The sequence below is a fragment of the Streptomyces sp. NPDC060194 genome, assembly GCF_042728285.1.
In the GTDB taxonomy this organism is placed as follows: domain Bacteria; phylum Actinomycetota; class Actinomycetes; order Streptomycetales; family Streptomycetaceae; genus Streptomyces.
On sequence record NZ_JBHWZH010000035.1, the window covers coordinates 36975 to 49397 of the forward strand.

9 protein-coding genes are annotated in these 12423 nt (G+C 74.1%); 8 read left to right on the forward strand and 1 reads right to left on the reverse strand.

Annotated features, from left to right (window positions below):
- The first annotated feature begins 54 nt into the window (after positions 1–54).
- From ACFWEG_RS10615 to ACFWEG_RS10650, 8 genes are read left to right on the forward strand one after another with little or no spacing between them, the layout of a single operon-like run.
- Positions 55–936, forward strand: coding sequence for a diiron oxygenase (locus tag ACFWEG_RS10615; protein WP_387211907.1), 882 nt, complete (start codon positions 55–57; stop codon positions 934–936).
- Positions 936–1196, forward strand: coding sequence for an acyl carrier protein (locus ACFWEG_RS10620; RefSeq protein ID WP_387211910.1), 261 nt, complete (start codon positions 936–938; stop codon positions 1194–1196). The genes ACFWEG_RS10615 and ACFWEG_RS10620 overlap by 1 nt, the downstream gene beginning before the upstream one ends.
- A complete protein-coding gene (locus ACFWEG_RS10625; protein ID WP_387211913.1) occupies positions 1189–2028 on the forward strand; it encodes a hypothetical protein in 840 nt (279 codons plus the stop codon). The genes ACFWEG_RS10620 and ACFWEG_RS10625 overlap by 8 nt, the downstream gene beginning before the upstream one ends.
- Positions 2025–7496: an amino acid adenylation domain-containing protein gene (locus ACFWEG_RS10630; RefSeq protein WP_387211916.1), complete on the forward strand. Its 5472-nt coding sequence runs from the start codon at positions 2025–2027 to the stop codon at positions 7494–7496. Before ACFWEG_RS10625 ends, ACFWEG_RS10630 begins: the two co-directional genes overlap by 4 nt.
- On the forward strand, positions 7493–8416 hold the full coding sequence (locus ACFWEG_RS10635; protein ID WP_387211919.1) for a DMT family transporter: 924 nt from the start codon (positions 7493–7495) through the stop codon (positions 8414–8416). The genes ACFWEG_RS10630 and ACFWEG_RS10635 overlap by 4 nt, the downstream gene beginning before the upstream one ends.
- Positions 8417–8433: 17 nt before the next feature.
- Entirely contained in the window at positions 8434–9306 is an 873-nt protein-coding gene (locus ACFWEG_RS10640; protein ID WP_387211922.1) for a 4'-phosphopantetheinyl transferase family protein, read from the forward strand.
- Positions 9303–10367, forward strand: coding sequence for a methyltransferase (locus tag ACFWEG_RS10645; protein ID WP_387211925.1), 1065 nt, complete (start codon positions 9303–9305; stop codon positions 10365–10367). The genes ACFWEG_RS10640 and ACFWEG_RS10645 overlap by 4 nt, the downstream gene beginning before the upstream one ends.
- Complete coding sequence (locus ACFWEG_RS10650) at positions 10364–11587, forward strand: M20 family metallopeptidase (RefSeq protein ID WP_387211928.1); 1224 nt, start codon at positions 10364–10366, stop codon at positions 11585–11587. Before ACFWEG_RS10645 ends, ACFWEG_RS10650 begins: the two co-directional genes overlap by 4 nt.
- Before the next feature lie 91 nt (positions 11588–11678).
- Here the strand turns inward: ACFWEG_RS10650 and ACFWEG_RS10655 are convergent, their stop codons facing one another.
- Positions 11679–12317 (reverse strand): pyridoxamine 5'-phosphate oxidase family protein, encoded by a 639-nt coding sequence (locus ACFWEG_RS10655; protein WP_387211931.1) that lies wholly within the window; start codon positions 12315–12317, stop codon positions 11679–11681.
- Positions 12318–12423: the final 106 nt, after the last annotated feature.

Below are 12423 nucleotides of genomic sequence, written 5' to 3' on the forward strand. Positions count from 1 at the left end.
GACCGCTTGTCCCGCACCTCTCGTACGCATCGATGCCGAACCGCAGGGGAGACCATGGACACGTCCGATGTGGTGGAGACGCTCGATCATCTGGTCGCCGACGCGACTGATCACCACTACAGCCCGTACACGCGCTTCGACTGGGTCGACGAACTCGCCGAGCAGCAGTGGTGGATGACGCCCGACCTGCTCACGGTGGCCGGTACCCGGTTCGAGCGGGAGCTGGACGAGAAGCAGTTGATGCGGCTGAGCAGGTGGGAGAGCGTCAACTTCTTCAGCCTCAACATCCACGGTATCCGTGAGCTGCTCGTGGAGGTGACGCGGAGGATCCACACTCCTGGGTTCGAGTTGCCGTCGGAGTTCTTCCACCGGTTCCTCGGTGAGGAGAACGGGCACATGTGGTTCTTCGCCCAGTTCTGTCTGCGGTACGGCGGCAAGATCTATCCGGACAGGTCGCTTCCTGTCCCGGCGGCGGAGGAGGACACCGCCGTCGCCCACTTCCTGGTCTTCGCCCGGATCCTGATCTTCGAGGAGCTGGTGGACCACTTCAATTTGCGGATGGGCCGGGACGCGACCCTGCATCCTCTGATCCGGGAGGTCAACCAGGTCCACCACGACGACGAGTGGCGCCATATCGTCATGGGCCGCAAGCTCGTCGGTCTGCTGTACGAGCCGCTGCGGGAGCGGGGGGACCGGGAGTTGCTGGACCGCCTCGATGTGTACCTGCGGCGCTACATCACGGCGAGTGTGCAGTCGTTGTACAACCCGTCGGTCTACCGCGACGCGGGGTTGCCGGAGCCGTTGGCCTTCCGGGAGGAGTTGTTGGGGGATCCGGTGCGGGCCGGGTACCACGAGGTGTTCTTCAAGCGCATCACCCGTTTCCTGACCGGTCAGCGGATCATCAGCGGTTCTCCGTTCGAGGGGGGCGGGGTCTGATGGCGGACGATGCGGTGGAGCGGGTGCGGGCCTGGTTGCTGGCGCGCAATCCGGAGGTGGCGGGGATCGGTTGGGACGAGGATCTCATCGACGGCCGGCTCGTCGACTCCCTCGACTTCCCTCAGTTGATCTTCCTGCTCGAGGACGTGGCGGGCCGGGAGCTGGAACTGACGGCGGAGAACGTGGTCGGTTTCCGCACCCTGCGGGGCATCCGGGACACGGTGCTGGGCGGCGTGACGGGTGGGGTGGGCCATGAGTGAGCTCTACACCGCGCGCGGCGGGCTGGTGACCCTGGGGCCGGAGCTGGTCCGTCTGACGGAGTTGCTGGACGGGCGGTTCCTGCGGTGGGCGGGTGAGTCGGGCGCCGCCCCGATGCAGTTCCCGGCGGTGATCGGAGCCGCGGACCTGGCGTCCATCGACTACTTCGACAACTTTCCGCAACTGGCTCTGATGACGGCGCCGTTGCGTCTGCCGGACGGGGCGGGTGCGGGGGCCGTCGGGCTGGTGGACGGTGCGGGTGTCGCGGCGGAGCGTCTGGGGCCGAGCGAGTACGGGCTGGCCTCCGCGGCCTGCTACAACGTCTACCTTCACCACCGGTCGAGCAGCCTGGCCGGTCCCCGGTTCGTGACGACGGTCGCCAGGTGCTTCCGCAACGAGGACCACTACGACGGGCTGCGGCGGCTGCGTGGCTTCACCATGCGGGAGATCGTCTGCCTGGGCCCCCGTGACGCGGTGCTGGAGCATCTTGCCGCGTTCCGTACGAGGGTGGTGGGGTTCGCGGCCCGGCTCGGTCTGGAGCTGGCGGTCGAGGCGGCCTCGGACCCGTTCTTCGAGAAGGACGGCGGGCGCGCGCTGCTGGCGCAGCTCTTCCCGGTGAAGGAGGAGTTCGTGCACGGCTCCGATCTCGCGGTGGGCTCCCTGAACTTCCACCGCAACTTCTTCGGGGAGCGCTGCGGTATCTCGCTGGCGGGGGGCGGGCCGGCGTTCACGGGCTGTGTCGCCTTCGGTCTGGAGCGGTGGATCGCGGCGCTGCTGGAGACGCACAAGGACGTCGACGACATCCTGGCGCTGGTCGCGGAGGCCGCGTCGTGAGTGATCTGCTCGGCCGGCTGGCCGCGCTGCCCGAGTCGGAGCGGGCCCGGCTCCTTGCGCGGCTGCGACGGGGTCCGGGGGCGGAGCCGTCGCGGGACGGGGGCGGGGCGGCGGGTGCGGGGGCCGCGTCGGAGGCGCAGCGGCGGCTGTGGCTGCTGCAGCGGCTCGACCCGGCGAGTCCGGCCCATCACCTGTCGGCCGCGTTCCGGCTGACCGGGCGGCTGGACCAGGGGGCGCTATGGGAGGCGTTGTCGGAGGTCGCCGCGCGGCATCCGTCGCTGCGGACGGGTTTTCGCGAGCGGGAGGGGGTGCCGGTGCCGCACGTCGTGGGGCCGGCGGCCGTGGAGCCGTCGTTCGTGGATCTCGGTGGACTGCCGTTGCAGGAGCGGGAGTCGGCGGCTCGTCGGCTGCACCGGGAGAACGGCGTCCGGCCCTTCGACCTGGAGCGGCCGCCGCTGGTCCGGTTCACCCTGTACCGCGTGGGCGACGACCGTCATGTGCTGACGGTCGTGGCCCACCACCTTGTCTGCGACGGCTGGTCGATGACCGTCTTCGCCGAGGAGCTGGCCGCGCTGTACGAGGCGCGCACCGGGGGCCGGGCCGCCTCGCTGCCGCCTCTGCCGTCGCCACCCGCACAGCGGCCGGCGGACGCGGCGGAGCACGCCCGCGCGGTGGCGTACTGGCGCGGCGCGCTCGCCGACGGTCCGCCGGCCCTCGATCTGCCGGTGGACGGGGCGCGGCCCGCCCGGGAGACGGTTCGGGGTGCCCGGCACGGTTTCCGTGTCCCCGCCGCGCTCCACGAGGAGGTGCGTACGGCGGCCGCCCGGGACCGCGCGACGGTCTACGCCTTCCTGCTCGCCGCGTACGCGGTGACCCTGCACCGGGTGACCGGCGGGCGGGACGTGGTGGTCGGGGCGCCGGTGGACGAGCGCCGGGGAGCGGGTGAGGAGCGGATCATCGGCTTCCACGTCAACACCCTGCCGCTGAGGGTGAGGCTGGGGCCGGACGTGACCTTCGCCGCGGCGGCCCGGCAGGCGGGCGAGGTCCTGAGCGGGGCGCTTGCCCACGACATCCCCTTCGGGGACATCGTCCGGGGGGTCAATCCGCCCCGGGCCCCGGGCAGGCCGGTGCTGCGGCAGACGGCGTTCTCCCTCCAGCCGCCCGTCTCCGGCGGTCTGCGGGCGGGCGGGGTCGTCTTCGCCCCGGTCCCCCCTGACGCCTTCCACCTGGGGGTCTCGCCCCTCGAACTCAGCTTGCATCTGCGCGAGGAGGACGGGGCCCTGCTCGGGTGCCTGGAGTACCGCACCGATCTCTTCGACGCGGCGCGGGCCGCGGCGTGGGCCGAGGAGTTCCAGCGGGTGGTCCGCCGGGCGGTCCGGTCACCGCAGGCGCTCGCCGCGCCGGCTGCGGCCGTCCCGGCCGCCGTCCCGGCGCAGCCCTCCGCGGCGAAGCGGGCCGTCCAACCGGTGGTGTCCGCGCCCGCGGCGGTCGTCACGGCCCCGGACACCAACCTCACCGACAGCCAGCTCGCCCTGTACTTCGGGACGAGGACCGCCGGTGACGTGCGGCTCTACTACGAGAACGTCACCGCGCTCCTCACCCTGGACGGTCCGTTGGACCACGCGCGCTTCCAGCGCGCCTTCCAGAAGCTGGTGGACCGCAGCGACGCGCTGCGCTCCACCTTCCACGAGGTCGACGGCGTCCCGGTGCGGCGGGTGGGCGAGAGCGTCGACGCCCCGGTGGAGCTGGTGGACCTGTCCTCGGCGGACGACCCCCGGGCCTCCGCCCTGGCCTGGGCGCGACGGCGTTCCGCGGCCGGGCTCGACCCCGCGCGGGTGGTCTTCGACTCCGCCCTGCTGCGCCTGGGCCCGGACGTCTGGGCCTGGTACCTCAACGTCGACCACCTGGTCTGCGACGCCTGGTCGGTCGCCCTGATGCTGCGCACGCTGTCCGCCTTCTACGACCTCGACCGGGCGGGGCGGCTCGACGAGGCCGAGCCCCTGCCGCCGTTCCAGGCCTATGTCGAGAAGGAGCGGGCGGGCCGCGGCAGTGCCCGCCGCGGGCGGGCCGAGCGCCACTGGGAGGAGGTGGCGTCCCGGCCCGTCGAGCGGCTCGCCTTCCACGGGCGGGAGGAGGACGTGGCCGGGCGCACCCGCACCGCCCGGGTCAGCGTCGCCCTCGACGGCGAACGCGGCGCCCGTATCGCCGCGTTCGCCCGGGCGGAGGGCCTCGCCTCGCCCGCGAGCGCGTTCGGGGCGGCACTCTTCGCCTACCTGCACCGCGTCGGCGGCGGTGAGCACCTGCGGATCGGGACGCCGTTCGCCGGCCGGGCCCCGGAGTTCCGCGACACCGTCGGGCTCTTCATGAAGGTGCTGCCGCTGCAGGTGCGGGTCGACGGGGGGACGACGTTCCGGCAGCTCGCCCGGGAGGTGCAGCGCTCCTTCCTCGACGCGGCGCGCCACCAGGACCACGTTCCCCGGCACCGCGGCGGGAGCCGCCTGTACGACGTCTACCTCAACTACCAGAACGCGGTCTTCGAGGGGTTCGGGACCCGGGCCCGGTTCGACCTCGTCGACACCGGCCACTCCCCGGACCGGCTCGCCCTCCAGGTCCGCGAGCTGTCCGCGGGGGACGGCGCCGCGCCCCGCTTCGTGCTCGACCTGGACTTCGGCACGGCCTGCTTCGGCGAGGCCGAACGCCGCCGCGCCACCGGGCACTACCTCGCCCTGCTCGACGCCCTGACCGCTGACCCCGAGGCGCCGGTGTCCGCCCCGGTGATGCTGTCGGACGAGGAACTGGCCCTGCTGGACGCGGACAACGACACCGCACGCCCCTACGACCTCGGCACCCCCCTGCACGTGTGGGTGGAGCGGCAGGTGCACCGCACCCCCGACGCCCCGGCGGTGGTCTTCGAGGGCACCACCCTCACCTACGCCGAGCTGGACGCGCGGGCCGGCCGGCTGGCGCGGGCGGTCCGCGCCGCTGTGGAGGCGTCGGGCCGGGGGCCGTTCGAGCCGGGCACCGCGGTGGCCGTGCGTCTGGAGCGGTCCGCGCACCTGGTCGTCGCGCTGCTCGCGGTCCTCAAGGCGGGTGGCGCCTACCTGCCCGTGGACCCGGCCACGCCCGCGGAGCGGACGGCGTTCATGCTGTCCGACGCGGGAGCGGCCCTCGTGATCACCGAGGCGCCGCTGCCGCCGGGCGGGCTGCCCGACGCGATCCCCGTCCTGCGGCCGGACGATCCCGCTGCGGCGGAGCGGGCCCACCCGGACCCGGCCGGGCCGCCGCCTCCGGTCGCCGCCGACCCCGACCGGCCGGCGTACCTGATCTACACCTCGGGTTCCACCGGCGTCCCCAAGTGCGTCGAGGTCACCCACTGGGGCATCTGCAACCGGCTGCTGTGGATGCAGGAGGCCTACGGTCTGACCGCCGCCGACACGGTGCTGCAGAAGACCCCGTTCACCTTCGACGTCTCGGTGTGGGAGTTCTTCTGGCCGCTGATGACCGGCGCCCGGCTCGTCGTGGCCCGACCCGACGGGCACCGCGACCCGGCGTACCTGGCCGAGGTGATCCGGCGGGAGGCGGTGACGACCGTGCACTTCGTGCCGTCCATGCTGCGCGTGTACCTCGACGACCCGGCGAGCGCCGGGGAGACGACGCTGCGCCGGGTCTTCGCCAGCGGTGAGGCGCTGCCCCCGGACCTGGTGCGCGCGTTCTTCGGGCGCCACCGGCATCCGGAGGTCGAACTGCACAACCTGTACGGGCCCACGGAGGCGTCGGTCGACGTGGCGGCGTGGCGGTGCGCGCCCGGTGACGCCGACGGGCCGGTGCCCATCGGCCGCCCCGTCGCCAACACGACCCTCGACGTGCTGGACGACCGGCTCGCGCCGTTGCCGCCGGGCATGGTGGGCGAACTGCACATCGGGGGGGTGCAGCTCGCGGCCGGCTACCGCAACCGGGAAGCCCTCACCGCCGAGCGGTTCGTCCCCGACCCGCGTCGTCCGGGCGGACGGCTCTACCGCACCGGTGACCTCGTGCGCAGAAGGGCCGACGGGGCGCTGGAGTTCGTCGGTCGGGCCGACGGGCAGGTCAAGCTGCGCGGGTTCCGGATCGAGCTGGGCGAGGTGGAGGCGCGGTTGGCCTCCCACCCGGCCGTGCGCGCCGCCGCCGTCCGCGTCCTCGACGACCGCCTCGTGGCCTACGTGGTGCCGTCCACCGGGTCCGACGCGGTGCCCGGGAGGGAGGTGCTGCAGGACTTCCTGTCCCGCTCGCTGCCGGCGCACATGGTGCCGGCGACCTACCTGCCGCTGGACGCGCTGCCCGTCACCGCCAACGGCAAGCTCGACCGTGCGGCCCTGCCCGAGCCCGACCGGTCCGCCGCCCCGGCCGGGGCCGCCGCGACGGCGCGCACCCCGCTCCAGCGCACCGTCGCGGCGCTGTGGGGCGAGCTGCTCGGCCGACCGCCCGAGGCGATCGGCCTCGACGAGGACTTCTTCGCACTGGGCGGCCACTCGCTGCTCGCGGCCCGCCTGGTGGCGGCGGTGCGCCGCCGTTTCGGGGTGCGGCTGCCGCTGACGTCCCTCTTCGAGGCGCCCACGGTCGCCCGGTTCGCCGCGCTGCTCTCGGCGGGTTCCGCCCGCGCCCAGGTCGTCGCCCTGCGCGCCCCGGTCGCGCCCGCGCCGCTGTTCCTCCTCCATCCGGCGGGCGGTGACGTCATGGCCTACCGGGAACTCGTCGGGCTGCTCCCCGAGGGGCGGGAGGTGCTCGGCGTGCGGTCCCGGGCCCTGTCCGGCGAGCCGGAGGCGGAGAGCTTCGCGGCGATGGCCGCCCAGTACGCCGAGCTGATCCGTGACCGCCGCCCCAACGGGCCCTACCACCTGGCCGGTTGGTCGATGGGCGGGGCGCTGGCCGTCGAGGTGGCGGCCGTGCTGGAGGCGGCGGGCGAGGAGGTCGCCCTGGTCGTGCTGCTCGACTCGGCCGTCCCCGCCGCGGGCGACCCCGACCCGCTGCTCGCCCCGGCCGTGGCACTCGCCGACGTCGTCCCGGACCTCGCGACGACCGGGGAGGAGGCCGCCGGTCTCCGGGGGCGGCTGCGCGGACTGCCCCTGCAGGAGCGGCTGAAGTTGCTGGTCGCCCTGGCCGAGGAGGGCGGCCGCCCGGTGCCCTCCACCGACGAGCTGCTGCACCAGGCCGAACTGGCCGAGACCCACGAGCGCCTGGTCCTGGACCACCGGCCGTCGGTGGTCGACGCACCGCTGACCGTGTGGTGGGCCCGCGACCGGCTGGGCGGCCGGCGCGCCTCCTGGGCGGGGTCGACCCGCGGCGGCATCCGGGAGGAGGTGGTGCTCCCCGGCAACCACTTCACCCTGCTGCGCCCGCCGCACGTCGCCGAGGTGGCGAGGCGGCTGACCGCGGCGCTGGACCCGCAGGCGGTCCCCGCATCCGAACGAGAAGGAAGTGAACGACTGTGACCTCCGCGCGCCCCGATCAGGGGACCACCCCGCCGCCGCAGACCCCCGCGCCCGCCGCGGGCACACCCCCGCTGGCGGTGGCGGCGGGACTGGTCACGGTCGTCCTGTGGGCCTCCGCGTTCATCGGCATCCGGGCGGCCGGCGACGACATCGACCCGGGCGCCCTCACCCTCGCCCGACTCTTCATCGGGTCCGTGCTCCTGGGCGCGGTGGTCCTGATCCGCCGGGTGCCGATGCCGCCCCGCTCCGACGCGCCGCGCCTGATCCTCTGCGGACTGCTGTGGTTCGGCGTCTACAACGTCGCCCTCAACGCCGCCGAGCAGCGTATCGACGCCGGCACCACATCCATGATCATCAGTCTGGGTCCGGTGCTCATCGCAGTGCTGGCCGGGCTGCTCCTGAAGGAGGGCTTCCCCCGCTCGCTGGTCATCGGCGGCGCGGTGGCGCTGGCCGGTGTGCTGCTGATCGGCCTGGCCACCTCCAGCGACGGTCTGGACGCCGGGACCGGAAGCCTGCTCGCCCTCCTCGCGGCCGTGGCCTACGCGGGCGGCGTCGTCACGGAGAAGCCGCTGCTCGCCAACAGTTCGGCGCTCGTCGTCACCTGGCTCGCCTGCGTGGTGGGCGCCGTGCTGTGCCTGCCGTTCCTTCCGCAGCTCATCGGCAACCTCGCGGACGCGAGCGGCGAGTCGATCGCCTGGGCGATCTACCTCGGCGTCTTCCCGACCTCGGTGGCCTTCACCACCTGGGGGTACGCGCTGGCCCGCTCCACCGCGGGCAAGATGGGCGCGCTGACCTACCTCTCGCCGCCCATCGCCGTCACGCTCTCCTGGCTGATCCTCTCCGAGACCCCGCCGTGGCTGGCTGTCGTCGGTGGCGCGCTCTCGCTGGGCGGCGTCGTCTTCAGCCAGCGCAAGAAGTGAGAGCGGGGCGCCGCACGGTGGCGCGGGAGGGAGAGGACGCCGACCGGGACGGGGCGCGCGACGGGCTCCGCGCGTCCGGGCGCCCCGCGGCGGTGGGCCCGGTGGCGGTGGGGTCCGCGGTGACCGTCGCGGTCGCGGACACCCGGGACGTGCTGGCCCTGCCCGGCGCCGACCCGTCGATCCTCACCCCCGCGGAGTCGCTCCGCCTCGCGGCCGCCCGCACCCGTACCGCCCGGGCGGACTTCGTCGCCGCCCGCTTCCTGGTGCGGCTCTGCGCCGCCCACCGGACCGGGGGCACGCCCCGCGACGTCGTACTGGAGCAGCGTTGCCCGCACTGCGGCGGTCCGCACGGCCGCCCCCGCGTCGCCGGGATGCCGGCCGTGCGGATCAGCCTCTCCTACGCGGACGGGGTGGTGGCGGCCGCGGCCGCGGACCGCCCGGTGGGCATCGACGTCGAACGGCTGCGGGACGGGGGAGTGCCGGGGCCGGGGATCCGGACCCTGCGGCGCTTCGTGACGCCAGGCGAGGTGGCGCGGATCCGCGGTTCCCCCGTCCCCGCGCACGCCGTCCTCGGCACCTGGGTCCGGAAGGAGGCGCTGGTCAAGGCGTCCGGCGACGGTCTGCCCGCCATGGCCGGCCTGGACCTCTCGGCTCTGCCGGTCGCCCCCTGCGCCGGCGGCGGCCCGTACCGGATCCGGGTCCCGGGCCGCCGCGAACCGTACGACCTGACCGACCTGGCCGGCCTCCCGCCCGCGGTGGCCGGAGCGGTCGCCGTCGTCGCCCCTGCCGTCCCGGACCGCACGCCGGCGCTCCCCGCCACACGCTGCGCGCTCTCGCCCGACCTCGACGAACCGTTCGACACCCCCTCACACCAGGGAGACACCCCATGACCGAGGCACAGAAGCCGGCCACCCCGCCCACGAGCGTCATCCCCGACGCCCTGACCACGGTGCTGCTCGGGCACAACGCCTTCCAGTTCATGCGCGCCGGGGTCGAGCTCGGCCTCTTCGACCTGCTGGAACGCAGCCCCGGAGCGAGCCGGCGGCAGCTCCTCGACGAGCTCGGCCTCCAGGAGCGCGCCCTGGACATCCTGGTGCTCGGTGCCAGCTCGCTGAAGCTCGTCGAGCACACCCCGGAGGGCTTCGTCAACGCACGGTCCGTCTCCGACCTGTTCGCCGGCGGCCACTGGGAGCTGGTCAAGGCGGTCGTCGGATTCGAGGCGTACGTGACCTACCCCGGTCTCGTCGACTTCACCGAGTCGCTGCGGGACAACACCAACGTCGGCCTGCGCCGCTACCCGGGAGACGGAGCCACGGTCTACCACCGGCTCAGCCAGGACCCCGAACTCCTGCGGATCTTCTACCACTTCATGGGGACCTGGTCGGCCGTCGCCTCCCGGCACCTGATCGACTACGGCGACTTCAGCGCCTCCCGGCGCATCCTCGACGTCGGCGGCGGCGACGCCACGATGGCCATCGCGGTCGCCGCGGCGCACCCCGAGGTCGAGGTCACCGTCCTGGAGATACCCAAGGTCGTCGACCTGGCCCGCAAGCGGGTCGAGGAGGCGGGACTCAGTGACCGCGTCAAGGTCGTCGAGGGCGACATCTTCGAGGACGCCTATCCCGAGGGGCACGACACCGTCATGTTCGTGCACCAGCTCCAGATCTGGCCGCAGGACCGCATCCGCGTCCTGCTGGGCCGCGCGCACGCGGTGCTGCCGGTCGGCGGCCGGGTGATGATCCTCAACTCCATGTCCGAGGACGGCTACGGCGGCCCCCTGATGGCCGCCCTCGCCAGCCCCTTCTTCGCGGCGGTGGCCGGCGAGGGCGGCATGCTCTACTCCTGGGAGAAGTACGAGGAGTCCCTGAAGGAGGTCGGGTTCGACTCGGTGCTGCGCACCCGCTGCACCGACGCCGTCACCCCGCACGGCATCGTCACGGCGACCAAGTGACGGGCCCGCAGACCCCGTCGTCGGGTCCGGTGGACCTCGTCCGCCTGCGTGAGGACCTCCACCGGGAGCCGGAAGTCGGCCTCCACCTGCCGCGGACCCGGGACAGAATCCTCGCGGCCCTGGACGGGCTGCCGCTGGAGATCACGACGGGCACCGCCCTGTCGTCCGTCACGGCCGTGCTGCGCGGCCGCGGGGCCGCGCCGGACCGCACCCCGCCGGTCGTGCTGCTGCGCGCCGACATGGACGCGCTGCCGCTGACGGAGACCAGCGGTGTGCCCTACGCCTCCGTGCACGAGGGCCGGATGCACGCCTGCGGGCACGACCTGCACACGGCGATGCTGGTGGGGGCGGCGGGGCAGCTCGCCGAGCGGCGGGACGAGCTGGCCGGCGACGTCGTCCTGATGTTCCAGCCGGGGGAGGAGGGGCACCACGGGGCCCGGCTGATGATCGAGGAAGGGGTCCTCGAAGCGGCCGGCCCCGGTCGCCGCCCGGTCGCCGCGTACGCCCTGCACGTGGCGTCCGCGCTGCTGCCGGGCGGGGTGGCGCTCACCCGCAAGGGGCCGCTGCTGGCCGGCGGCGACGCGCTGCGGGTGACCGTACGGGGCCGGGGCGGCCACGACGCCCAGCCGCAGCTGCTGAGGGATCCGATCGCGGCCGCGTGCGAGATGGTCCTGGCCCTGCAGACCTACGCGAGCCGGGGGTTCGACCCGTTCGACCCGGTGCTGCTGTCCGTCGGCAGCATCCACGCCGGCACGTCGGCCAACATCGTCCCGGACGAGGCGGAGCTGAGCATCGGCGTCAGGACCTTCGGGCCGGGCGCCAAGGCGCAGGTCGTGCCAGGTGTGACCCGGGTCCTGGAGGGGGTGGCGGCGGCCCACGGCGTGACGGTGGAGGTGGACCACGCCATGGACTACCCCGTCACCGTCGTCGACCCGGCCGAGGCGGACTTCGCCGCGCGGGCGGTCGAACGGACGCTGGGGCCGGGGCGGCTCGTCTGGTCGCCGACCCCGCTCAGTCCGTCCGAGGACTTCTCCTTCGTCCTCGACCAGGTGCCGGGGGCCATGCTCTTCCTCGGTGCGTGCCCACCGGACCGCGACCCCGCGAAGGCGAGCTTCAACCACGCCTCCGACGCGGTCTTCGGCAACGAGGTCCTCGGCGACGGCGCCCGCCTGCTCACCACCCTGGCGGTGGAACGCCTCGCCGCGGCGACGGCGGACTAGGCGGCCTCGCCAGGCGTCCCGCGGCGAGCCCCGCGGGTCCGTCCGGGCCCGCGGGGGCGTCGGTCCCGTGACCGGTCCGCCCCGCGGGCCCTCACCCGCGTGCCCGGAGTGCGGCTCGCAAGCGCCGGTTCTCCGACTCCAGTTCGGCGATCCGGTCGGCGGCCTGCCCCCACACGTCGGTGAGTTCCGCCTGGGTGAACCGCGGAGTGATGTGCTTGGCGCAGTTCCAGGCCAGCCCCACCACCCGGACGATCACCAGCTGTTCCCGGTGGCCGTCGGTGGCGAGCCCCGTGATCTTCTCGGCGGCCCCGTCCGGCAGCCCCGTGAAGTCGTCGGCGTCCCTGGTCTCCGCGTGGCCGAGCACCTTCAGCCGCGCCTGCTGCGCGTAGTCCATGAAGAAGAGCGCCACCCGGTCGTTCCCCCGGATGTTGCCGGAGGTGATGTACTGCCGGTTGCCGCGCACGTCCGCGAAGGCCAGCGTCCCCGCGTCCACGACGTGCACGAACCCGGGGGGCCCGCCCCGGTGCTGGATGTACGGCCACCCGGCGTCGCCCACCGTGCCCAGGTAGAACCCGTCCCGCGCCCGGACGAACTCCGCCTCGTCCTCCCCGATCCGGTCCGGCCGCCGCCCGTCCCCGCCGAGCAGCCGCTCCATCGCCGCCGCGCTCCCCCTCTCCCGCTGTACGCGTCGGACGTTCTCGGTGAAGGCGACCTGGGCGTAGCGGCTCATGGGGGTCCTTTTCCTTCCCGGACGGGCGTGCAGGAGCGGAAACGTGCCGCGGGAAAGCCTAGTCGAACGACAAGGGCCGTGGCCGCCGTCCGGGACGGACGGCGGC

What these genes read in the sequence shown, in the direction of transcription:
- ACFWEG_RS10655 (WP_387211931.1), bottom strand. Translation starts at nt 12,317, where the DNA reads ATGAGCCGCTACGCCCAGGTCGCCTTCACCGAGAACGTCCGACGCGTA.
- ACFWEG_RS10645 (WP_387211925.1), top strand. Translation starts at nt 9,303, where the DNA reads ATGACCGAGGCACAGAAGCCGGCCACCCCGCCCACGAGCGTCATCCCC.
- ACFWEG_RS10620 (WP_387211910.1), top strand. Translation starts at nt 936, where the DNA reads ATGGCGGACGATGCGGTGGAGCGGGTGCGGGCCTGGTTGCTGGCGCGC.
- ACFWEG_RS10615 (WP_387211907.1), top strand. Translation starts at nt 55, where the DNA reads ATGGACACGTCCGATGTGGTGGAGACGCTCGATCATCTGGTCGCCGAC.
- ACFWEG_RS10625 (WP_387211913.1), top strand. Translation starts at nt 1,189, where the DNA reads ATGAGTGAGCTCTACACCGCGCGCGGCGGGCTGGTGACCCTGGGGCCG.